Consider the following 22,651-nt stretch of genomic DNA (forward strand, 5'->3'; position numbering starts at 1 on the left):
CACTAAAGCATCAAATTTATCCAGAGATTGAACTTATAAAGCCAAACGAAATTGATAAAGCTTATGAAAATCTTACTTCAGGTAAAGCAAAATTTCGTTATGTGATTGATATGAGTAAAGAATAATTAATATTGATTAAATTTATAAAAATAAGCACTCATATGAAAATAAAATGATTTAAGCTTAAAGTGCTTAAATCATTAAAATACTCTAAAAGGAGTAAAAGTAAAATTATTTTAGACTTTTAGAGTGTTTTGTATTTTTTGTAAAAGCTGATTGGCTTTGTTTTGATTTTCTTTCAGAGTGCTTAAAATTTCTTCCACTTCGCGTAAAGCTTTTTCTTCTTTTAAATTTGGATTTTTAGCACTTAGATCATAATTTCTCTCTTCAAGCTCTTTTATGCTGACTAAATAAGAATGAGGAGTAATTTTTCTTTCTTTATAGCATTTTAAAAATTCTTTAAAATGTGCGTATTCTAAAGGTTTATTTTTAGTAAGTTTAAAAGGTGGTATAAGTTCATAATAATACACTTTATCATCATCTCTACAAATACAACTTTTTCCTTTTGAGAAGAAAAGTACATTGGTTTTTACTGCACTATAAGGCAAAAATACCCCGCTTGGCAAGCTTAAAACACACTCGAGATTAAAATTTTCTAGCAAGTCTTTTTTTACACTTATAAAGGCATTGGAGTTTTGAAAAAGCACGCCTTCAGGCACGATGATAGCACATCTTCCGTTGTTGTTTAAAGATTTTAAGATATGTTGTAAAAATAAAAGCTCAGTAGCATTTGATTTTATAGGAAAATTGTTTTGAATTTGTTCTTTTTCTTTTCCACCAAAAGGGGGATTTGCTAAAATCACTTCATATTTTTCATTTTGTGTTATATCTGTGATTTTTTTATTTAGAGTGTTAGTTTTGATAATATTAGGAGATTTTACTTCGTGTAAGATCATATTCATCACGCCCATTGCATAGCTTAGTGGAGTTTTTTCCTTGCCAAATAATGCTTCATTTTGCAAAAATTCAAGCTCTTCCACACTTAAATTTGCTTTTTTATTTTTAGTCCTATCTTCATACAAAATATGTAAAAAACTTTCCACTAAAAATCCACAACTTCCACACGCAGGATCATAAATCCTTTCTTTTGCCTTAGGATTTATCACTTCAACCATAGCCCTTATCAAAGGACGCGGAGTATAAAATTCCCCACTATTTCCTCCATCACTCCCCATATCTTTTAAAAGTTTTTCATAAACTTCGCCTAAAGCAAATACATCACTTTCTTTGCTAAAACTAAGTTCATCGACTAAATTTATAACTTCTCTTAGAGTGTGTCCGTTGGCTATGCGATTGTCTATAAATTCAAAAATCCCGCCTATTTTATACTCTATACTTTTGAAATTTTCATTATCTTTAAAGCTTTTTAGATAAGGAAAAAGTTCATTATTGACAAAACCAAGCAAATCGCTCCCGCTTAAAGCATTTTTTACATCAAGCTTACCTTCATTTGTTTTGGGTGCAGCCCATACTTTCCAGCTGAATTTTTCTTCTAAAATACTTTTATAATTTTTCGCATCTAACATAGCTTCTAGTTTTAATTCTTCTTCATAATCATCTAAAAATTTTAAAAATAATATCCAGCTAATTTGCTCACTATAATGCATTGCACCGCTTATGCCATCATCACGTCTTAGTATATCTGTGATTTTGTCGATTTTATTTTGCATTAAAAAATTCCTTTTCTAAAAAGTTTTAAAAGTTCTATATTTATATAATAATTACTTCTACCCATTTTAATACATTCTAATATCCCTAAATTTCCACAAATTTTAAGATATTTTGAGGCACTTTGTCTTGAAATGTCTAATTTTTTTATTAAAAAATCTATCTTTGCATAAGGATGAGAAAACAAAAGCTCTATAAAATCTTTACTATAAAAATTTGTTTTATTTTGTAAAATTTCACCTATATTAGACATCATTTTTTCTATCTTAATAATAGTTTCAATAGTTTTTACAGCGGTTTGCTCTATGCCTTTAAGTATATATTCTATCCACTCTAAAATCTCCCCTTCATCTCGCACTTTTTGTAAAAGCTTATAATACTCATCTTTATTTTTTACAATATAAGCACTAAGATATAAAATAGGAAAATCCAAAAGTCCTTTATACACTAAATAAAGTATATTTATAATCCTACCTGTTCTACCATTGCCGTCATAAAAAGGATGTATGCTTTCAAACTGATAATGAATGATTGCCATTTTTACTAAAAAATCAAGCTCATCTAAAGTATCATCATTGATATATAGCTCTAAGTTTCCCATAAGATTTTTTATATCATTAGGATTTTGGGGTGGTATATGCTTAACTTCTCCTGTGGTAGGATTTTTAAGCATAGTTCCACTTTGTTTTCTAAAGCCTGCATTGTTTCTTTCTAATCTTTTTTGAATTTCTAAAATATGTGTATTGCGTAATAATTTTTCTTTTTTTAAAAGCTCATATCCTTTTTTTAAAGCGCTTTCATAGTCTTTTACTTCTTTTGCTGCTCTTGTGAGTTTGTTCTCATCAATTTGAGATAAAAAAAGCTCATCGTGTGTTGTGATGATATTTTCTATTTCACTTGAATCTTTTGCTTCTTGTAAAATTAAAGCATTGATTAAAATATTTGGGTTTGGAATGCTTTTGCTAAGTCCATTTAGTTCTGCTAATTTTCTTGAAGCTTGGATAATGAGTTGATAAATATCAGCATTTAGCTCTATTTTCAAGGGCAATTTTGGTGGTATAAATTCTTTCATAATTTTTCCATATGTTAAAATTTTTTAAAATTTTTAACATTATAAAAAGATATGTTAAAAAAATCAAAAATTTTTAACATATCAGGTCTTTGTGTTAAAACTTGGCAAATTTTTAACATTTATAATTCTCCCTTAAAAGCCTTATCAAGCAAGGATTGTTTAAGTTCTTGTAGATCTTTTATTTGTGTTTGATAGTTTTGCTTTAAATTTTTTATATTTAAAGAAAGTTCATCTAAATGCGAAGCAATTTGCTTTTGTTCTTTCAATGGAGGCAGGGGGATTTGTAGAACTTTAAACTTAGGTATGGTAAGTTGTGGAATACTAGAACCATCACTTTTTGCTATAAAAAAATTTAAACAGAAATATAAATATTCCAAATATAATATTTTTTCATTAGGAATTGTGCAAATAAGTCTTACAATAGGATAATAAGGCTCTTTTCTGATACAAACAAACCCTATAGTCCCTCTTGCTGATATAGTTAAGGAAGGCTTTGTAATAACGGCTTTATCTGTATATCCAATTAAGCCATTATTGTTTATACCATTTGCATAAATAGGTATTTGATTATCAATACTTTTCTTTTCTGTATAATTTTTTGGTTTATCTCCACCGGCAGAAATACTTTTACAAATACTCTCCAAGCTTTTCCATTCCCAGTCTCTCGGGAGTTTGTAGTTTTCTTTAGCTTCATCTTTTAAAGGGTTAAAAGCTTTTTGTAATGCACCTTGCATTAACTCATCTAAATTTAGCAAATCCTGCTCTAAAATTTTTATATTCTCATCTATATTTGCAAAACTCTCATCTAAAATCCCCACTATCCTTTCTTGTTCTTTCAATGGAGGTATGGGGATTTCAATTTGCTTTAAAATTTTCACACTAGCTATATTTTTAATTGCTGACCCCAAAGTAGATTCTAAAATTTTTCCCTGCATTGTCGGAGAATTAAAATAATAAATAAAATAACTATTTAAAATTTTTTTATTATCTAGTCTTATTTTTAAAAGAGCTTGATTTATAATTCCTATTTCCGTATTTTCAGGCAATTCAACTATTTTTCCTAAAGTTCCAGAACAGCTAATTAACAAATCACCCTCAATTGCCTTAAATGTCTCTAATTCTTTAAATTTGTCATAAGAGATAAAATATCTTTTCCAATGAGGGTCATTATTTATAGCATTATATTGCTCAAATACTCTAACACCATTTTCAACAAAAAAACTTTTTTTTAAAGCACTTCCAAATGGTCCTCTTTTTATGGAATACTTATCGTTTGACAATATCTCATATAAGCTTTTCCATTCCCAACCCTGCGATAAATTTGTCATTTTATTTTCCTAAGCCATCATAAAAATAATTTAATATATAATCTTCAAAATCATCGTATAGACTATTTTTTTTCAAGATATTAACTATATCTTCAACTGTGCATTCTTTAAACTTATCTAATGCTTGTTCTATTGTTAAATCTTTATTTTCAAAATTGATAAATTCACATTGATGAAGTTTTTTAGAAATTACTCTAGGTAGTCCAAACTCTTCAAGGGTATAAACCACAGACGGTAAAAAGGCATTTGAAAGTTTTGTAACAAAACTTGAAATATCTATCCCTTTTTCAGGGTAAAGTATTTTTTGCAAAGTGTTGATATCAGAAAATATCGATGCGACTTTAAAAGTTACATGGTTCTCAAATTTAAAAAAAACATCTAAATTAATTCCCATATCTTTAATAAGTTTTGGTAGTGGTTTAATCCAATTTTGTGATAATTTTTTTACCAACTCAACATTATTTATATTACCAGTATCATTAATATTATTGCAATGAAATTCTCTTATAGATGCAATTTTAGATAATATATACCATTTATCAGGTTCATTATTAAATAGATATGTAAAAATTTCACTATTAAAGTCTTCACTTTGCAATATTTGAATTATTTTTAGAATAACTTCTAAATCATTTTTTAATGAGGTTTCTTTTTTGAGTAAATTGAATTTATCTTTTCCTATTAAATCTATTATTTTTAGTTGATTATTCTTAACTTCCGCTTGTATATTATTGGGAATTTCATTATTTATCTCATCGTTAATAGATAAAGATTCTGATTTGATTTCTACATCTAATATCTTTTCTTGGTTATTGTCTTCATTTGGAGATTCAAATAAATATACTTCACCTATAAAATATTTAAACATTCTTCCGCTTCTACCCATAATATTCTTATAGGTAAAATGATTTATATTTTTTAACCCATTTTTATTATCCCATAAAATAAGATTTTTTGCTGGAATATTAACCCCTTCTATTAAAGAAGAGGTGGAAACAATGGTTTTTAGCAAATTTTTTTCATCAAATAACTTTACTTGCAATTGTGATAAGCATCGATGTAGCTTTCCATGATGTATTCCTACACCAATTTTTAATGCATCATTAAGGTAATGTTCCCCATAATGTTTCAATAGCCATTTTGCAAAATTTTCTAATAAAGCATTTGAATTTTCTATAAAGGTATTTTCTATCAATATTTTGCAAACATTCTTTATACTATTTTGACTTTTAGTATAAACTAGATTTTTTTCATCTCTTTTTATTATTTCTAGAATTTTTTGTTCTTTTTTAAAATTTTTATCCCTATAGCATTTATTGATATTAATAAAAACAGTATTGAAATTAAGGCATTCAAATTTCATTCCCTCACAAAGAATGCTATTTTCGTTTGTTATTTTGTCTATATTGGGGCAAATATAATATCTTTGATTAGAAATACCTGTATATTTCAAAATAGCGTTTTGCAGCGGAGCAAATCTTTCATTTTCATATTCCTTTGATATTTTATAAAACTCATCAACAATAAAAAAATCAAGCTTTATATTTCCTTTGTTAATAAATGGAAAATACTCAACTGCTCTTTCTGGAGGGAAAATAAAGATATTATTATTTTCTAGATCGGTTTGTTGAGTGACTGTGATTATTTTATAGTTATAAAATTTTCTTATAAGTCTTCTTCTAGCTTCATCTAATAAAGAAATAGTAGGAACAATGATTAATACATTTTTTGGTTTTTTTATGGCTATTAAAGCATCAATAATAAAACTTTTACCAAAACTTGTTGGAGCAGATAGAATAAGGCTATCATTGCTTAAAAGTCTTTTTAAAACTCTTGATTGCTCTCTATGTAAAACCCTTGGTTCATTTTCTCCGATGTCTGTTTTGAAGCATTCTATTAAAAATCTGTCTTCTAAAATTGAAGTATCTTGATTCATATAAGGATACAAACCAAATTTCCTGATTAGATGATTTAGTATAGGTGGATATAAAGCTTTATCTGGAATTTCATCAAGCAAATAAAAAAGCTCTCTCTTAGCCTCTGTTTCTTTGTTGTTATCATTTAGAATTTCATATATTTCTACACATTTATCAAAAATTTGTTCACTAGTCATTTAAGATAAAGCTCCCTATTTTTTTAATAAAGTTATCTTTTATTCTTTCTTTTTCTGGCACGGGGAATAGGATAATATGAAATTTTATTTCATGTATATTGTGTATATCGCCTAATTCTTCAGTGATTTTTTCAATAGCTTTTTCTGCTTGTTTTTGATGAAAATTTACTATTTTTCGCTTATATTCCTCTGATAATCTATTATCTCTATTACCTTCAGTGATACTACATTGATAAATGATTGATATTGGGATATGTAAAATATTTTTTAATTCATCTATAGAAGTCTCTTGCCTTAGAATCTTTTTAATTTTTTCTATATTTTCTTCAGAGATTTCATCTTTTTTATCCTCTATAAATGATTCAAAATCACTGACTATAATAATAGATTTTTCTTTATTTAATCTATTTTTTTCTAGAAGTTCTTTGATAGATTTTATAGCTTTACTAATTGCCTCGCTTATATCTTTATAAAATTTAGATTCACCCAGCCATAAATGGCATTCTTGATTTTCTATAGTTAGATGAACACTATCGGCACCTTTTGCGTAATCATTAGAATTTTGCTTGTAAAAAATTTTAGGCACAATAGGTAAGGCGTTATAATATTTTCTCATAATACCATAAAGAAAAATTTCTCCCACTTCTCCTTCTTTTTTATTTAATCTTTCGACAGATTTCTCCATTAAAGAATAGGGGTGTTCTTCTCTTAGGGATTCTCTTTCTTTCTTTGATAACGCAGTTTCAGCCAATGTATCCATTATGTATCTATTAAATTTATTAAATCTCCACTGACCTTCTTCATAATCATTAACTAAAGATAGTAAAAACCTATTACACGAGTTATTGATTACAGAATCAAGGAAAATTTCAAAAGTAACATTATTCCTGTTTTTCACATAAGTGTTTGTTGTTTTATTTTCTATCTCTTTATCTAGCATAAATCTCCCTTTGCAAATCATCAAAACTTTGTTTTAGAATTTCTAAGCCACCAAATTCATTAGCTAGTTCTCTTACATTGCCCAAAGAACTAAGCTCGATTAAAGGAGCTAGGCCTTCATCGAAATCTTTTATGCCATATTGTTGATATCTATCTAGTAAAAATTCTATAAATTTTATTGCTTTTTCTTTTTGAAAGCGTTTTAAAAACTCGCTATTTTCTACTTGCAAAATGCGCTCTTGTCTTGTTTTAATCTCGCTATTAAAACTCAAGTGTGCTAAAACATCGTATATATCACAATCTTTCTTATCAAAAATTTCACTCAAATCTTTCAAGACATTCTCATCTACTCCATCATTTTCAAGGGATTTTAAAAATTTTTCTCTATTTTTTTGATCACTCCAAATTTCACGCAATTTTGCTTCATCATCATAATACTCACCAAGCTTACCTATTAAAAATTCTAAAAATTCCTTAGTGCCAAGTGGCTTACCTTGTGCTCCTACATAACTTGTTGTGATATCTAAAACTTTGAGTTTTGTGCCTTTTAAGTGTATGGTTACACTCTTTTTTTCTTTGCTTTCTTCTTTTGTTTGTCTTGTATGCTCTTTAATGATTTTTTCTTTTTTATCTTTTTCTTTTAACTCTTCTATTTTTTCACCATCCCATTTTGGATCATAAAATAGCTTGCTAACTCCGACAAAATCAAAAATAGTAAAAAAGTCTTTATCTTCATAAACCCTAGTGCCACGCCCAATGATTTGCTTAAATTCTACTATAGAGCCTATATTTGCTAGCAATACTATATTGCGCACATTTTTTGCATCTACTCCAGTTGTGAGCATTTTAGAGCTTGTAAGGATTACAGGATAGCTTTTATCATTATCTTGAAATAATTTCAGATAATCAAGCCCTATCTTGCCTTCATCGCTTGTAACTCTTACGCAATAATCATCTCTTTTTTCACTCTTAAATTTATCAATAGCTCTTTTTACTTCGCTTGCGTGAGCTTGATTGACACAAAAGATGATAGTTTTATCCATAGGGTTTATAAGCTCTAAAATTTTTTTAGCGATAAAGTCATTATAGTTTGGTAAAAAGATATTTCTTTCAAATTCACTTTGTTTATAAAAGCCTTTTTCAAGCTCACCTTGTATCAAATCATCAGGGTTATAAGTGTAGCCATCGCTTAAAGTTGTTTTTATGAGTTTAACTTTATAAGGCGTTAAAAATCCATCTTCAATGCCACTTTTAAGACTATAATCATAAACACTATCACCAAAATACTTATAAGTGTCTATGTTTTCTTCTTTTTTTGGAGTAGCGGTTAAACCAAGCTGAGTTGCATAAGAAAAATATTCAAGTACAGCTCTCCAGCTTCCTTCTTCATTTGCTCCACCCCTATGACACTCATCAATGATAATAAGATCAAAAAAGTCTTTTGGATATTGAAGATAAAATTTACTTTCTAGTTCTTCTTCTGTGTTTTCTTGTTCTTTGGAATTTGCAGCTAGACTTTGGTAAATTCCAAAGAATACATTTGCATTGGTGATGATTTTTCCATCATTTTTCTTTATCTCTTCAGCACTGATTGCTTTACAATCACTTTCTATAGGATTAAATTCTCCCAAGGCTTGATCTCTTAAGCTTACTCTATCACATAAAAACAATATCTTAGGTTTTTGATCTTTATTTTCTTTATTCCACCTTGCTTCAAGTAAGCGATAACATAGATTAAAAGCTATGGTCGTCTTACCTGTGCCAGTAGCAAGAGTGAGTAAAATCCTATCTTTGCCATTGATTAAAGCTTCTATGACTTTATCTACGGCTATTTTTTGATAGTATCTTAATGTTTTTTGTGGTAGATATAATTCTCTTTGGGTTAAAAGTTTGTATTGCCATTCTTTTAAGTTTCCATAAATTCTATCAAAAAGTTCGCTTGGGCTTGGAAATTTTTCTATATACTCACCTCTTGAAACTCTTAAATCATACTCATAGATTTTGTCTCCATTAGTACTATAAGCAAAAGGCACATTTAAAATTCTGGCATATTCTATACCTTGAGTTAAACCATCTAACGCATCTTTACTTTGTTTTTTAGCTTCTATAATGGCAAGATTGTTATTTTGAAATTTAAGCAAATAATCTGCAAATTTTCTCTTAGCTCTTTTATTGCCTATAAGTTTGCGTCCATCAGTAAAATAGTAATCTCTTATGATATTTTCTTCTTTCCACGAAGCTAATTTTAATTTTTCATCTATAAGTTTAGATCTTGTATCTTGTTCTGATAGCTGCATTTTTAACCCTAAAATGATTTTATAATGAAAAATATATTTTAACATATTGTAAATAAAAGTCTCAAAGAAAAAAACATAAAAGTTAAATCCAAAATATAAGTAATCTATTAAGTTATGATATGGGTTAAAGAATAATTAATATTGATTAAAAATATACCGCTAATATGAGATTTCTTTGATTGGCGGTATTAAATTTATTTTTTGATTTAAAGATTTTTATCATTTGATTAAATTTTTGATATTAGCCTGAAAGTAAGACTATTGTTTTTATCAAGAGAGAATATTAACCCTTATTTATTTATACTTTTTTGCTATAATATTTTAAAATTAAATTAAAGAAGTTTTAATGGAGCCTTTATTTACAACGCAGATTTTAAAATATAAAGGCGATGAAGTTTTTACTTGTGATGATACTTTAGTTAGAGAAATTAAGCTTGAAATTTTTGTCAATGATGAAAAGGTGGGAGCTTTGATGGCAACACCTGTAGATGAAAAAGCTTTAGCCATAGGGTATTTAATGAGTGAAAATATCATTGCCAAAACGCAAGATATAAAAAGTATAGAGCTTAAAGATGATGGTATGAGTATCCATATAAAAGCAAAAATTGATAAAAAAAATTTAGCTAAACTCAATGCCCAAGGTGTTGTTATAAGTGGATGCGGTAGAGCTCATACAGCAAATATAGATCCAAAAAGCATAGAAGCAAGTAAGATCGTAAGTTCTATTAAATTTAGTAAAAATGAAATTTTAAAACAGATGAGCGAGTTTTATACTCAATGTGAGCTTTATGAAAAAACAGGTTGTGTGCATACAGCTAAACTTTTTGTAAATGAGAATGTTTTTTTTATAGGAGAAGATATAGCTCAGCACAATACCATAGATAAGGCTTTAGGTAAAGCAAGACTTGAGGGGATAGATTTGAGTCAATGTTTTTTAATGGTAAGCGGAAGACTTAGTTCTGAAATGGTTGCAAAGGCTATAATGCACAAGGTCCCGATTCTTGTTTCAAGAACAGCACCTACTTGTTTAGGTGTGATGATAGCAAGAAAATTTAACTTAACACTTTGCGGTTTTGCAAGAGAAAATAAAATCAATATTTATAGTGGAGAATCTAGAATTTATGGATAATAAACAAGAAAAAAAAATTATTACTTATATGAAAGAAATGTTAAATAGCAACGAAAGATTAGATTGCGGTACAGCTTTTAAAATTGCTAAGAAATTTTCAAAAACAATTGAAGAGATAGGACAAATTGCTGATGAAAATAGTATTAAAATCGATAATTGTGAATTAGGACAATTTGGACATTTAGATTTTGAAAAGGCTAAAATCGAAGTTTTAAAATCAATTGAACCTTATCTTGATGAAAAGCGTCGCATTTTTTGTCAAGATGCGAGAGAAATTTCTAAAAAAGGTTGTGGATTAAAAGCAATGCGTTCAGCTTTAAGGACTTATAAAGTTGATGTGAAATATTGCAAACTTGGTTGTTTTAAAGAAAAAAAAGGAAAGCAATTTATAGTTAGAACTAAAACGTGGATTGAAAATGCTGATGGAGATTTGCTTTTTGGTAAAGGTAAAACAGAACTTCTTGAGCTTATAGAACAAACAGGAAGTCTTTTGAGTGCTTCAAAACTTATGGGAATAAATTATAAAAAAGCTTGGATGCATTTACAGATTTTACAAAAAAATTCTCAAGAAATTTTAGTAAGCTCAAAACAAGGACGCTCTAAACAATCCGGAACAAAATTAACTTCTAAAGCTATAGAGCTTATGGAAAATTTTAGTATTTTGCAAAAAGATATAGAAGAATACGCTAATAAACGTTTTAAAGAATTATTTTTCACTAAGAAAAAATAATATTTTAAGCTTTTTTTGTTTTTTGTTAATATATAATTTAAAATTGTAAATATTAGTTTTACTGGAGGAAATATGTTTAAGTCTTTAAATATAGGTTTAAAGCTTGTTTTGTCAGTAGCTGCTATTGTAATATTGGGTTTAGTTATTTTGATTATGCTTATTACTAAACAAGTAAGTAGTAATATCATTAAAGATACTGAAAACATTATCGAATCAAATTCCAAAGGATATGCTACTCATACTCAAGGTATAATTGATGAAATTACCTCTTTAAATAAGAGTGCAGCAAGTACTTTAACAGACATGTTTAGATCAACAGGCAAAGATGATTTAGATATTGATAATATTACAAATATTATTACTAATATCCTTGATAATGGTGCAAATGCTGATATTGCTTATTTATATCTTTTAGATCCACCTGAATATTTTAAAGAAGAAAGTAAATTTTTTAAAACTCAAAGTGGTAAATTTGTTATGCTGTATGAAGATGAAGATGTTAAAAAAGGTGGTATTAAAATACTTCAAGCTACAGATGAAATTATAAATTTTCCAACAACAAAAGATATACTACAAAATGCTCGATATGGAGAGGATAAAATATATAGTAATGCCCCTCTTAAAATAAAATTTGGAGATACTGAGTTTTTTGGAGTAAATATAGCTTCTCCAATTTTTGATAAAAAAGATAAAGTTGTGGGAATTATAGGAATGACTTTAGATTTTGATCAAGTAGCATCATATCTTTTAGACCCAGAATCACAATTATATGATGGAGAATTAAGATTAGTTTTAAATTCTGATGGAGAAATAGCCGTTCATCCAAATAAAAATTTAATCCTTAAAAAACTTCAAGAAGTTAATAACGTAAAAGGAAATGATCAAATTTATCAAGCCATTAAACAAGGTGAAAATCGAATTTATAATAATTATATTTCTACAACCGGACTTGAATCATATGTAAGTATTAGCCCTTTTAAAATTGGAGATAAGTTATGGAGTGTGATGGTTGTATCACCTCAATATTCTGTATTTGAGCCTTTAAAGAAAATACAATTAATGATTATTGGAGCTTCTTTATTTTTTGTTATTTTTGTTTTAGCAGTTGTATATTATTGTGTGCAAAAAATAGTTGGTTCAAGGCTTCCTATTATTTTAAATTCTTTAGAATTGTTTTTCCGCTTTTTAAATCATGAAAAAGTTCAACTTCAAACAATTAAAGTAAGAGCCAATGATGAACTGGGTAAAATGAGTGAAATTATCAATGCAAATATCGAAAAAACAAAAAGTTCTTTAATGCAAGATGAAGATGCTATTAAAGAATCAGCTCAAACAGCAAAAGAAATAGAACTTGGTAATTTAACAGCTAGAATTACTAAAAATCCAGCTAATCCTCAGCTTGTTGAGCTTAAAAATGTATTAAATAAGATGCTTGATGTTTTACAAAATAAAATTGGTTCAAATATGAACGAAATTAACCGTGTTTTTGATAGCTATAAGGCGCTCAATTTCACTACCGAAGTAAAAGATGCCAAAGGTGAAGTTGAAATTACAACTAATATTTTGGGAGAAGAAATCAAAAAAATGCTTATTGCTTCTTCAGATTTTGCTAAAGAATTAGCAAGTCAATCTCAAGAATTAAAAACTTCAATGCATAAATTAACCGAAGGTTCTAATTTACAAGCAAATTCTTTAGAACAATCTGCCGCTGCAGTTGAGCAAATTAGCTCATCAATGCATAGTGTTAGTTCAAAAACAGTTGATGTGGCAAGTCAAGCAGAAGATATTAAAAATATTGTCAGTGTGATTAAAGATATAGCAGATCAAACTAATCTTTTAGCTTTAAATGCTGCTATTGAAGCTGCACGTGCAGGAGAACACGGAAGAGGTTTTGCTGTTGTGGCTGATGAGGTAAGACAATTAGCAGAAAGAACAGGAAAAAGTCTTTCTGAGATTGAGGCAAATATCAATATCCTTGTGCAAAGCGTTAATGAGGTTTCAGAATCTGTTAAAGAGCAAACAGAAGGAATTTCTCAAATTAATGAGGCTATAGCTAAACTTGAAAGCATTACTAAAGAAAATGTTGGAGTAACAAATGCAACAAATGATATCGCTAATCAAGTTGATGAAATTTCAAATGCTATTTTAAATGACGTTAATAAGAAAAAATTCTAATTTTTATCCGCTTTAAATAGCGGATATTTTGATTATTTTAAATTAAAATATTTCTTTAGTTTTTTATATAAACTTTAGGGAAAATTATGAAAATCGATTGTCGTAATCTTGTTTGTCCTGAACCAGTAGTTAAAACCAAAAATGCTTTAGAAAATCTTAATGAAGGTGAAATTTTAGAAATTCTTGTAAATTCTCCTATTTCAAAAAATAATGTATTAAAATTCTTAACTTCTTTACATTTAAATGCAAGTTTTGAAGAGTGTGAAAATGAAATTTGTATTAAAGTTTATAAAAGAAATATCAATTTAAATCATATAAACAATGATGAATATAGTGTTTTATTTTTAAAAGCAGATAAAATAGGAACTGGGGAATTAGGTGAAAACTTACTTGTTGGTTTTTTGGCTAATTTAAAAAATATAAATCATATTCCAAATAAAATTATTTGCGTGAATGAAAGTGTTCTAATCAATACAAATGAAAATCATAAAGCTCACAAAGCTATGAAAGAATTAGAAAATTTAGGTGTTGAAATTATAAGTTGTGGAGCTTGTTTAGAATTTTTCAATAAGGCAAGAGAGCTTAAAATAGGCAATATTGGCAATGCTTATGAAATTTTAAATGAACTTTTTGGTAAAGCAAAAATTATTACTTTATGATAGGATATATTTTGAAAGAGTATAAAAATCAGAATTTAACTCATTTTGTTAAAGCAGCAGGTTGAGCAGCTAAATTAAACCCGGGTGGTCTTAAAACAATTTTAAATTTTATGCAAAGCTCTCCTTTTTTATTAAGTGGTGTTAATAATAACGAAGATGCAAGTGTATATAAGCTAAACGATGATTTAGCTTTAGTGCAAACTTTAGATTTTATCACTCCTATAGTAGATAGTGCATATCACTTTGGTGCTATAGCGGCTGCAAATGCTTTAAGTGATGTTTTTGCTATGGGTGCAGAAGTAATTAATGCTTTAAATATCGTAGGTTTTGATAGTAAAAATCACTCTTTAGACATTTTGAAAGAAATTTTAGAAGGAGCAAATGATAAAGTTAAAGAATGCGGAGGGTTGATTACTGGTGGTCATACTATAGAAAGTAATGAGCTTTTTTTTGGTCTTAGTGTTACTGGTAAGGTGTATCCTAATAAATTTATAGCTAATAATACTTCTAAAATAGGAGATATAATTATCCTAACTAAGCCATTAGGAACAGGTATTTTAAGTACAGCTTTAAAAGCTAAGCTTTTAAAAGCAGAATATTTAAATGATATGCTTGAAAGTATGATGAGTTTAAATTTAAAAGCTGCTCAGGTTGCTTTAAAATTTAAAATAAATGCTATGAGCGATGTTACAGGATTTGGACTTTTAGGACATTTAAAAGAGATGATAAATGATCAAATCAGTTTTGAAATTTTTAAAGGTCAAATTCCTTATTTAAATGGAGTAAAAGAGTATTTTGATATGGGATTAATTTCAGGAGGAGCTTATAAAAATTTTGAATTTATTAAAAATTTATACCCTTACATAAAAGAAGAATATCTTATATTATGCGATCCTCAAACTTCTGGTGGGCTTTTGATTGCTATCAATGAAAGTGAAGCTTTAAAACTTTTAAAAAATTTAAAAGATGAAGGTATTGAAGCTAGTATCATAGCAAGAGTTTTATCAAAGCAAAAAGATAGTTTTATTTTTAATTAAGTTTTTAACTAAATGATATTTTTATCAAGAATAAAGTATAAAATTTTATTAGAAGTTTGTTTTGATATCTTAATATAATAAAAAATATATTAAAAAAAGAAAACTATAATTAAATGGTATTTAGATTTGATGATAAATTTAAATAATATAAAAGCTTGAGAAATTTTAAGGTTTTTGGATTAAAAACCTTAAAGTAGGTCCATTTTGTTCGATTTTAAGCACATTAAAACCACGATTTTGGGCATCTTTAGGTATAGAATTAATGCTTTGTGGGCAATCACATAAAACTTCTAATATCTCACCACTTTTAAGTTGTGGTAAAACTTCTAAAGTGGCAATAGCTGGATAAGGACAAGCCTCGCCTTCTAAATTTAATGTGTAATTTATAATCATTTTTATCCTTTTAATAAAAATATTTTTTAAAATGATTTAAATAGGCTTATAAATCATTTTCATTTTTAATAATTAGTATTTGTTTTTAAAAAAGTTCCATTTCTTAGCTCTTTAAAAGCCAAATTTAACTCTTCTTTGGTATTCATAACTATAGGCCCACCCCATTCACAAGGCTCATTTAAAGCTATAGAGCTTATAAAAAGAATTTGAGCTTTTTTATCCGTGCTTTTTAGTTCAAAATACTCTCCTAAACTAAGTTTTACTGCTGTTTTTTCTTTCACTAATTGATCATTAATATAAGCGTCTCCTTGTAGTAAAAAAAGCATAACAAAATAGTCTTTTTTTGTATGAATGATTTGTGTTGTATTAGGATTTAAGTGAATGTCATAATAATCAAAAGGTAAAAATTGGCTTTTATATCCATTTTCACCTTGATATTCTCCTGCTAAAATTCTCATTTTAGCATTTTCTAAATCAAGTTCTTTAATCTCGTCTTCTTTGATGCTTTTATAAAAAGGATCACTCATTTTATTTTTTTGAGGTAAGTTAAGCCATAGTTGTACGCCTAGCATTCTTTTTGATGGATGTAAAATTTCTTCGTGTAAAATTCCACTTCCAGCACTCATCCATTGAACTTGTCCATTTTGTATAGTATCTGTATTTCCTAAACTATCCTTGTGAGTCATTGATCCTTCATAAACATAACTTATAGTTTCAATACCTCTATGTGGATGCATAGGAAAGCTTGCTTTATAGTCATTAAAATCTGTGCTATCAAAACAATCAAGCATTAAAATTGGATCAAATTCTTTTATAGTTTGTGGTCCTAAAACTCTTATAAGTTTTACTCCGGCACCGTCTATAGTTTCTTTTCCATATACAAGTTTTTCTATCTCTCTTTGCATTAATTATCCTTATTAAAAAAGTATTGTTTATATGTTATAGTCCAAATAAAAAGTGATAAAAATAATACAAGGCTTATAATCAAACCTTCTAAATTCCCAAAAGTATTTAATAGATTGATTTTTACACCTTTTATAAAATAATGAGGCAATAAATCATAACTTAATGCTAAAATCATAGTTCCTGCAATATTGGCAATGCCTACTATTACAAAATGAATTTGCCCTTCAAAAGCTCTATAGGTCCAACCACATTCACAACCTCCTGCAAAGACTATGCCAAAACCAAACAAAAAAGCCCCTAACATAAGAGCAGGTGAAATTTCTATTATTTTACTTGTATGTCCTTGCAAGATAAAAGCAAAAGCTATAATATTAGCAAGCATCATTGCAATTAATGCTGCTTTTATTGCATTATCTCTTTTGAATAAAAATAAATCTCTAAAGCAAGAAGTAAAACAAATTTGACCTTTGGCAACTAAAAAACCAAAAATAAAACCAAAAATTAAAGCTAAAGTTAAAAGACTTTTTCTATTTTGAAGACTAATATCTCCATTTATAAAAAAAAGATAAATTATTAAAAATAAAAATATTATAAATAATATTATTCCTAATAAAAAATAAAATTTTGCAAGTAAGATGTTGTTTTTTAAAGCTTTGTCTTCTTTGTCAACGCGTATTAATCTAGCTTTTGGTTTAAAAAAAGAAATATTGCAAATTTTTACACCTATATAAATACCTAAAATCATAAAAAAAGTAAAAACCCAAGTATGAAGTGAAAAATAAGGAAGTCCAGTAAAAAAGTTAGCAAGATTACATCCAAAGGCTAGTCTAGCACCATAACCTGAGAGAATTCCGCCTATAATAGCTTGAAAAACACGTATTTTACTAGCCGGAAAGCGAATTTTGATTTTATTAGATAAAAGTGCTGCTATAAAACAGCCTATAAACATACCAAGAATCATAACTCCATCAGTTCTTGTTAAGATATTGCCTTCTAGATTTTGTTTTTGATAATATGAATATCCATCTAAATTTAAACCTAAAAATTCTAAAAATTCTCCACCCAATCGTGTAAATTCTCCAGTAACAGCCCATACATTACCAAAAATTCCAAAATATACAGCACTTAAAATTCCAAGCAAAATAAAAACGCGTGTATTATCCCAAAAAGAAATTAAATATTTTTCTTTAAAAGAATTCATAAGAAGATTCCTAATTGTAATTATCAAAACCTTGATACTTAAGAGAAAAATTATAATTTAAATTAGTAAAATTGTCAAAAATATAATTAAACTTTTTATAGCATTAATTTAATTTTGTTTTTATAATTTAACTACATATTTTAATAATATTTTGTTTTTTATTTAGTTATAATAACAATGGAAGATAAGCGTATCTGGTGATCGCCACTGACTTCAAATCAGATGAAAGGGTAGCTGGCTATTCTTTGGGGAGTTCGATTCTCTCATCTTCTCGCCATACAAATAAGGATAAAAAAATGAGTAAAGCAGATATTGTTGTTGGTGTGCAGTGGGGCGATGAGGGAAAAGGTAAAATTGTTGATAAATTATGTGAAAATTATGATTTTGTTTGTAGAAGTGCAGGAGGGCATAACGCAGGTCATACAATATGGGTAAATGGAATTCGTTATGCACTTCATCTTATACCCTCTGGAATTTTGCATCCAAGGAGTATTAATATTATCGGAAATGGTGTTGTTGTTTCCCCTGAGGTTCTTATCACAGAAATGGCACAATTTGATAATTTAAAAGGAAGATTATATATTAGCGATAAAGCACATTTAAATTTAAAACATCATTCTTTAATTGACATTGCTAAAGAGAAATTAAAAGGTAAAGATGCTATTGGAACAACAGGTAAAGGTATAGGTCCATCTTATGCAGATAAGATTAATCGTAATGGTCATAGAATGGGAGAGCTTTTAAATCCAAGAAGATTGTGTGATGATTTAATAAAATATTTTAATGAAAACAAAATTTTCTTAGAATTTTTAAATGTAGAAATTCCAACAGAAAAAGATTTGTTTGATGATTTAAAGCGTTTTAGTGAGATTTTATCTCCTTATATTACAGATACTACAAGAATGCTTTGGAGAGCTTTAGATGAAGATAAAAAAGTTCTTTTAGAAGGAGCTCAAGGTTCTATGCTTGACATAGATCATGGAACCTATCCTTACGTTACAAGTTCAAATACCATTTCAGCAGGAGCACTTACAGGACTTGGTTTAAATCCTAAAGAAGTAGGATCAATTATAGGTATTATTAAAGCTTATGCTACAAGAGTTGGAAATGGGGCTTTTCCAACAGAAGATAAAACTCAAGATGGTGAAAAAATTGCTCAAATTGGTAAAGAAATTGGTGTAAGCACTGGACGTAAAAGACGTTGTGGATGGTTTGATGCTATAGCTGTTAAATATGCAGCAAGATTAAATGGACTTGATTTTTTAGCTTTAACAAAATTAGACGTTTTAGATGGTTTTGAGAAAATTAAAATTTGTAAAGCTTATGAATATAATGGTGAAATTATAGATTATATGCCAAATGATTTAGAAAATGCCAAGCCTATTTATGAAGAATTAAAAGGTTGGGATAAAGTTTTTGGAATAAAAGATTATGATTTGTTACCTAAAGAGGCTAAAGAATATATAGCAAGATTAGAAGAGCTTGTAGGAGTTAAAGTGAAATTTATCTCTACAAGTCCTGAAAGAGATGATACTATTATTCTATGAAGAGTAAATATAGCTCAATCGTTGATGTAAGAAAACAACAACTTGATAAAGCTGAGTTGAATTTAAGTCAAGCTAAACAAAGAAAATTAGAAAATGAAAGAAAATTTGAACTTTCTAGGCAAGAATTTTATGATTTAAATATCTTGCCCAAATCAGGAAATACCCAAGAATTAAGATCAAAACTTCAAATGGCTAATATTGCAAAAGAAGCTTTAAAAAGGGCAAAAGAAAAAGTAGAATTATCAAAAAAAGAAATAATTCATTATGAGTTTTTATATAAAAAGGCTCATTTGGATTATGAAAAAATAAAAATTTTAAATGCACAAGAAGTAAAAAAGAAGCTTAAAGAAATACAAAAAGCAGAAGAGAAATTTCTTGATGAATTAGCTATAAGTAGATTTGTTAAAAAGGAAAAAGATGAATAAAATTATATTTTTAAGTTTTTTATTGGTTTTATCTTTACAAGCAGTTCCTCAAAACTGCGAACAATATTTTGAATCAAAAAAAGCTCAACTTGAACTTCAAACAAAAGAATTTGATGAAGCAAGACAATCTTTAGAAGCTTTTAAAGCTTCTTTTGAGGCATTACAAAAAGAAAAAATGCAAGAATTAGCTACAAAAGAAGCAGAAGTTAATGCAACTTTAGCACAAATTGATAATTTAAAAAAAGAAAATGCTAGACTCTTAGAAGAGAAACAAAAAATATTAGATACTATTAATGAAAAAACAGAAGGAAGAGTAAAAGAAATTTACTCTCAAATGAAAGATGCAGCTGTTGCTAATGTGTTAAGTCAAATGGATGCTGAAGATGCGAGTAAAATTATGCTTTCTTTAGATTCGAGAAAAATTTCAGGGATACTTTCAAAAATGGATCCTCAAAAAGCATCTGAGCTTACTTTACTCCTTAAAAATATGGATAATAATACAAGTTCAAATTAAAACTTGTTTTAATATTCTTTTACCTAAAATAAGTTATCATTTTAAAATTATTTTTAAAAGGTTTAAAGAATGCGTATAAAATTACCACATATTCCTTATATCGCTAATAAAATCACATTAGACATTGTCCATTGTTCTTTTATTGAAATTAAAGATCAATTGGAAAAAATTAATTTATGTATAAAAAATGTTTTAGAAAATGATGTATTAAACGAAAGAAAATTGGATGAAAAAGTAAAAAAAATCCTAGAAGAGCAAGAAGAAGAAATAGAATTTATGCAAATAGATCGTAAAAATATGTTTTGGCTTATAAAAAAAAGATTAGCAAATGAATTTGGGGTTATTTTAAATTTGGAAGATAGGCATAATAATCTAGCACACGAGATTTTAAGTGAATTAATTGATAACGATTATATAAATTTTCTTGTTTCTGAAAATAGGGTTAAAAATTTAATTTTTTCAAGCATAGAAGAATATTTAAAAATTTACGAAGAAATTGAAGATGAGGTTTATGAAAAAATAAGTAATTATAAAACCAAACCTATTCCAGGAAGTGAAGAATACGAACTTATTTTTGAAAAACTTTATCAAGAAGAACTTAGAAAAAAAGGAATGTTTTAAATGAAGGCTTATGTGTATTTAGAAAATGGTATTTTTTTAAATGCTAAAGCTTTTGGAGCAAGTGGGACTTTTTTAGGAGAGCTTGTTTTTAATACTTCTTTAACAGGATATCAAGAAATTATTTCAGATCCTTCATATGCTGGACAATTTATTGTTTTTTCTATGCCAGAAATTGGTATAGTAGGGGTAAATGATGATGATAATGAAAGTGATGAAATTTTTGCTAGCGGTATAATTATTAGAGAATTAAATAATTATTTTTCCAATTTTAGAGCCAAAGAAAGCTTACAAGCTTATCTTAAAAAGCATAATAAAATAGGTATTTATGATATAGATACAAGATTTTTAGTAAAAATGATAAGAGATAATGGGAACTTAAGAGCTATTATCTCAACAGAAATTTCAAATAAAGAAGAATTAAAAGAAAAGTTAAATTCAAGTGCTAAGTTTGAACAGACTAATTTTGTTGAAAATGTAAGTACTAAAAAAGTATATTCCCATAAAAAAGGTGCTTGGAATCATAATGCTCAAAAATTTAATTCTCCTCAAAAAAATTCTAAAAAACTTGCTGTTATTGATTATGGAGTGAAAAAAAATATTCTTAATGAGCTTGTTGAAGTAGGTTTTGAAGTTGATGTTTTTCCTTATAATACTAAAGCTAAAGATTTAATTGCTTTATACGAGCAAAAAAAAATTCACGGAATATTTCTTTCTAATGGTCCAGGTGAGCCAAAAATTTTAAAAAATGAAATATTAGAAATTAAAAAACTCATAGAAGCTAAAATACCAATACTTGGAATTTGTTTAGGACATCAGCTTTTAAGCAATGCTTTTGGTTATGAAACTTATAAAATGAAATTTGGTCAACATGGAGCTAATCATCCTGTATTAAATTTAGAAAGCAAAAAGATCGAAATTACTGCTCAAAATCATAATTATAATGTTCCAGAAGAACTTTGTGAAGTGGCAATCATTACGCATAGAAATTTATTTGGAGATAATGTAGAGGGTGTTAGATATAAAGATTATCCTATTATTTCAGTTCAACACCATCCAGAAAGTTCATCAGGACCTCACGAGAGTAAATATATTTTTAAAGAATTTTTGAATTTAATGTGAATTTAGATCTTTTAATCTTTATAGGTATTGCTTTTTTATCAAGCTTTGGGCATTGTTATTCAATGTGCGGAGGCTTTATTTTGCTTTTTTTAAATTTAAACAAAAAAGCAAAAAATTTATTTATTCTTCAAATTATTTTTCATTCTTTTAGAATTTTAACTTATATTTTTTTAGGCGTTATATTTAGTTTGATTGGAAATTTTTTTATTATTAATACAACAATTCAAAGCTTATTTTTTTTTATTATAGGTTTATTAATGATTTTTTTAGGTTTTGCTTTGATATTTAGAGGTAAAATTTTATTTTTAATTGAGAATCATATTTTATATGAAAAATTTATAATAAAGATATTTCAACGAGCTAAAACTTACAAAGGCATAAAATCAGCTATATTTCTAGGTTTTTTTAACGGCTTTATACCTTGTGGTCTAGTTTATTTTTTTATAGCTTCAGCTATGAGTAGACAAAATATTCTAGAAAGTGCTTTGATCATGTTTATTTTTGGACTTTCTACTTTACCAGCTTTATTTCTTTTTTCTTTAATAGCTAAATTTTTAAGTGATTTTTTTAGAAATATTTTTAATTATATTGCTTATATTGCCATTATTTTTTATGGATTATATTTATCTTTTATGGGTTTTAAAAATTTTTAATTTTGTAACAAATCATTAACTATTTTAATTTTTTAAGAAAAAATCTATTGTTATTATTTTATAAT

General features: G+C 27.4%; 20 protein-coding genes, 1 tRNA gene and 1 pseudogene. 13 read left to right on the forward strand and 9 right to left on the reverse strand.

From position 1 onward, the window contains the following. A pseudogene (locus tag GQV94_RS04440) lies at window positions 1-125 on the forward strand (NAD(P)-dependent alcohol dehydrogenase); the annotation flags it as partial. Between the two features lie 111 nt (window positions 126-236). Here GQV94_RS04440 and GQV94_RS04445 read toward each other — a convergent pair. From GQV94_RS04445 to hsdR, 6 genes are all read right to left on the reverse strand, one after another. Beyond that, window positions 237-1,730, reverse strand: a complete 1,494-nt coding sequence (locus GQV94_RS04445; RefSeq protein WP_200169842.1) for a type I restriction-modification system subunit M — start codon at window positions 1,728-1,730, stop codon at window positions 237-239. Next, window positions 1,730-2,800 carry a Fic family protein gene (locus GQV94_RS04450; protein WP_200169843.1) on the reverse strand — a complete coding sequence of 357 codons (1,071 nt, stop codon included), beginning with the start codon at window positions 2,798-2,800 and terminating at the stop codon, window positions 1,730-1,732. Before GQV94_RS04450 ends, GQV94_RS04445 begins: the two co-directional genes overlap by 1 nt. Before the next feature lie 119 nt (window positions 2,801-2,919). Next, entirely contained in the window at window positions 2,920-4,128 is a 1,209-nt protein-coding gene (locus GQV94_RS04455; protein WP_200169844.1) for a restriction endonuclease subunit S, read from the reverse strand. A gap of 1 nt (window position 4,129) precedes the next feature. Then, window positions 4,130-6,241, reverse strand: a complete 2,112-nt coding sequence (locus tag GQV94_RS04460) for a DEAD/DEAH box helicase (protein WP_200169845.1) — start codon at window positions 6,239-6,241, stop codon at window positions 4,130-4,132. Then, on the reverse strand, window positions 6,234-7,181 hold the full coding sequence (locus GQV94_RS04465; RefSeq protein WP_200169846.1) for a HamA C-terminal domain-containing protein: 948 nt from the start codon (window positions 7,179-7,181) through the stop codon (window positions 6,234-6,236). The genes GQV94_RS04460 and GQV94_RS04465 overlap by 8 nt, the downstream gene beginning before the upstream one ends. Next, window positions 7,171-9,477 carry an EcoAI/FtnUII family type I restriction enzme subunit R gene (hsdR, locus tag GQV94_RS04470; RefSeq protein ID WP_234126380.1) on the reverse strand — a complete coding sequence of 769 codons (2,307 nt, stop codon included), beginning with the start codon at window positions 9,475-9,477 and terminating at the stop codon, window positions 7,171-7,173. The genes GQV94_RS04465 and hsdR overlap by 11 nt, the downstream gene beginning before the upstream one ends. Before the next feature lie 346 nt (window positions 9,478-9,823). Here hsdR and fdhD point away from each other — a divergent pair, with 346 nt between their 5' ends. From fdhD to selD, 5 genes are all read left to right on the forward strand, one after another. Next, a complete protein-coding gene (gene fdhD, locus GQV94_RS04475; RefSeq protein WP_200169848.1) occupies window positions 9,824-10,606 on the forward strand; it encodes a formate dehydrogenase accessory sulfurtransferase FdhD in 783 nt (260 codons plus the stop codon). Continuing rightward, complete coding sequence (locus tag GQV94_RS04480) at window positions 10,599-11,336, forward strand: winged helix-turn-helix domain-containing protein (RefSeq protein WP_200169849.1); 738 nt, start codon at window positions 10,599-10,601, stop codon at window positions 11,334-11,336. Before fdhD ends, GQV94_RS04480 begins: the two co-directional genes overlap by 8 nt. A gap of 72 nt (window positions 11,337-11,408) precedes the next feature. Next, window positions 11,409-13,511: an aspartate chemotaxis receptor CcaA gene (ccaA, locus tag GQV94_RS04485; protein WP_200169850.1), complete on the forward strand. Its 2,103-nt coding sequence runs from the start codon at window positions 11,409-11,411 to the stop codon at window positions 13,509-13,511. 86 nt (window positions 13,512-13,597) lie between these two features. After that, the gene (gene yedF, locus GQV94_RS04490; RefSeq protein WP_200169851.1) at window positions 13,598-14,170 is read left to right on the forward strand and encodes a sulfurtransferase-like selenium metabolism protein YedF; all 573 of its coding nucleotides are present in this window, start codon (window positions 13,598-13,600) and stop codon (window positions 14,168-14,170) included. Beyond that, window positions 14,167-15,207, forward strand: a complete 1,041-nt coding sequence (gene selD, locus GQV94_RS04495; RefSeq protein ID WP_200169852.1) for a selenide, water dikinase SelD — start codon at window positions 14,167-14,169, stop codon at window positions 15,205-15,207. The genes yedF (GQV94_RS04490) and selD overlap by 4 nt, the downstream gene beginning before the upstream one ends. A 165-nt stretch (window positions 15,208-15,372) precedes the next feature. Here the strand turns inward: selD and yedF (GQV94_RS04500) are convergent, their stop codons facing one another. The 3 genes from yedF (GQV94_RS04500) to yedE form a co-directional block, all read right to left on the reverse strand. Then, window positions 15,373-15,600 (reverse strand): sulfurtransferase-like selenium metabolism protein YedF, encoded by a 228-nt coding sequence (gene yedF, locus GQV94_RS04500; protein ID WP_200169853.1) that lies wholly within the window; start codon window positions 15,598-15,600, stop codon window positions 15,373-15,375. Between the two features lie 65 nt (window positions 15,601-15,665). Beyond that, entirely contained in the window at window positions 15,666-16,505 is an 840-nt protein-coding gene (locus GQV94_RS04505; RefSeq protein WP_200169854.1) for a pirin family protein, read from the reverse strand. Then, the gene (yedE, locus tag GQV94_RS04510) at window positions 16,505-17,707 is read right to left on the reverse strand and encodes a selenium metabolism membrane protein YedE/FdhT (RefSeq protein WP_200169855.1); all 1,203 of its coding nucleotides are present in this window, start codon (window positions 17,705-17,707) and stop codon (window positions 16,505-16,507) included. Before yedE ends, GQV94_RS04505 begins: the two co-directional genes overlap by 1 nt. Before the next feature lie 179 nt (window positions 17,708-17,886). On the opposite strand from yedE, the gene GQV94_RS04515 reads away from it, so the two are divergent. The 7 genes from GQV94_RS04515 (at window position 17,887) to GQV94_RS04545 (ending at window position 22,586) form a co-directional block, all read left to right on the forward strand. Further along, window positions 17,887-17,984, forward strand: a tRNA-Sec gene (locus GQV94_RS04515). A gap of 19 nt (window positions 17,985-18,003) precedes the next feature. Beyond that, window positions 18,004-19,254: an adenylosuccinate synthase gene (locus GQV94_RS04520; RefSeq protein WP_200169856.1), complete on the forward strand. Its 1,251-nt coding sequence runs from the start codon at window positions 18,004-18,006 to the stop codon at window positions 19,252-19,254. After that, the gene (locus tag GQV94_RS04525; RefSeq protein ID WP_200169857.1) at window positions 19,251-19,679 is read left to right on the forward strand and encodes a flagellar export protein FliJ; all 429 of its coding nucleotides are present in this window, start codon (window positions 19,251-19,253) and stop codon (window positions 19,677-19,679) included. The genes GQV94_RS04520 and GQV94_RS04525 overlap by 4 nt, the downstream gene beginning before the upstream one ends. Further along, window positions 19,672-20,193 carry a MotE family protein gene (locus tag GQV94_RS04530; protein ID WP_200169858.1) on the forward strand — a complete coding sequence of 174 codons (522 nt, stop codon included), beginning with the start codon at window positions 19,672-19,674 and terminating at the stop codon, window positions 20,191-20,193. Before GQV94_RS04525 ends, GQV94_RS04530 begins: the two co-directional genes overlap by 8 nt. 69 nt (window positions 20,194-20,262) lie before the next feature. After that, window positions 20,263-20,814 carry a DUF507 family protein gene (locus GQV94_RS04535; RefSeq protein ID WP_200169859.1) on the forward strand — a complete coding sequence of 184 codons (552 nt, stop codon included), beginning with the start codon at window positions 20,263-20,265 and terminating at the stop codon, window positions 20,812-20,814. Then, on the forward strand, window positions 20,815-21,933 hold the full coding sequence (gene carA / locus GQV94_RS04540) for a glutamine-hydrolyzing carbamoyl-phosphate synthase small subunit (RefSeq protein WP_200169860.1): 1,119 nt from the start codon (window positions 20,815-20,817) through the stop codon (window positions 21,931-21,933). After that, a complete protein-coding gene (locus GQV94_RS04545; protein WP_200169861.1) occupies window positions 21,930-22,586 on the forward strand; it encodes a sulfite exporter TauE/SafE family protein in 657 nt (218 codons plus the stop codon). The genes carA and GQV94_RS04545 overlap by 4 nt, the downstream gene beginning before the upstream one ends. Window positions 22,587-22,651: the final 65 nt, after the last annotated feature.

Origin of the sequence: Campylobacter sp. TTU_617, assembly GCF_016599045.1 — a bacterium.
Lineage (GTDB): Bacteria > Campylobacterota > Campylobacteria > Campylobacterales > Campylobacteraceae > Campylobacter_D.

What these genes read in the sequence shown, in the direction of transcription:
- GQV94_RS04445 (WP_200169842.1), bottom strand. Translation starts at nt 1,730, where the DNA reads ATGCAAAATAAAATCGACAAAATCACAGATATACTAAGACGTGATGAT.
- GQV94_RS04450 (WP_200169843.1), bottom strand. Translation starts at nt 2,800, where the DNA reads ATGAAAGAATTTATACCACCAAAATTGCCCTTGAAAATAGAGCTAAAT.
- GQV94_RS04455 (WP_200169844.1), bottom strand. Translation starts at nt 4,128, where the DNA reads ATGACAAATTTATCGCAGGGTTGGGAATGGAAAAGCTTATATGAGATA.
- GQV94_RS04460 (WP_200169845.1), bottom strand. Translation starts at nt 6,241, where the DNA reads ATGACTAGTGAACAAATTTTTGATAAATGTGTAGAAATATATGAAATT.
- GQV94_RS04465 (WP_200169846.1), bottom strand. Translation starts at nt 7,181, where the DNA reads ATGCTAGATAAAGAGATAGAAAATAAAACAACAAACACTTATGTGAAA.
- hsdR (WP_234126380.1), bottom strand. Translation starts at nt 9,477, where the DNA reads ATGCAGCTATCAGAACAAGATACAAGATCTAAACTTATAGATGAAAAA.
- fdhD (WP_200169848.1), top strand. Translation starts at nt 9,824, where the DNA reads ATGGAGCCTTTATTTACAACGCAGATTTTAAAATATAAAGGCGATGAA.
- GQV94_RS04480 (WP_200169849.1), top strand. Translation starts at nt 10,599, where the DNA reads ATGGATAATAAACAAGAAAAAAAAATTATTACTTATATGAAAGAAATG.
- ccaA (WP_200169850.1), top strand. Translation starts at nt 11,409, where the DNA reads ATGTTTAAGTCTTTAAATATAGGTTTAAAGCTTGTTTTGTCAGTAGCT.
- yedF (WP_200169851.1), top strand. Translation starts at nt 13,598, where the DNA reads ATGAAAATCGATTGTCGTAATCTTGTTTGTCCTGAACCAGTAGTTAAA.
- yedF (WP_200169853.1), bottom strand. Translation starts at nt 15,600, where the DNA reads ATGATTATAAATTACACATTAAATTTAGAAGGCGAGGCTTGTCCTTAT.
- GQV94_RS04505 (WP_200169854.1), bottom strand. Translation starts at nt 16,505, where the DNA reads ATGCAAAGAGAGATAGAAAAACTTGTATATGGAAAAGAAACTATAGAC.
- yedE (WP_200169855.1), bottom strand. Translation starts at nt 17,707, where the DNA reads ATGAATTCTTTTAAAGAAAAATATTTAATTTCTTTTTGGGATAATACA.
- GQV94_RS04520 (WP_200169856.1), top strand. Translation starts at nt 18,004, where the DNA reads ATGAGTAAAGCAGATATTGTTGTTGGTGTGCAGTGGGGCGATGAGGGA.
- GQV94_RS04525 (WP_200169857.1), top strand. Translation starts at nt 19,251, where the DNA reads ATGAAGAGTAAATATAGCTCAATCGTTGATGTAAGAAAACAACAACTT.
- GQV94_RS04530 (WP_200169858.1), top strand. Translation starts at nt 19,672, where the DNA reads ATGAATAAAATTATATTTTTAAGTTTTTTATTGGTTTTATCTTTACAA.
- GQV94_RS04535 (WP_200169859.1), top strand. Translation starts at nt 20,263, where the DNA reads ATGCGTATAAAATTACCACATATTCCTTATATCGCTAATAAAATCACA.
- carA (WP_200169860.1), top strand. Translation starts at nt 20,815, where the DNA reads ATGAAGGCTTATGTGTATTTAGAAAATGGTATTTTTTTAAATGCTAAA.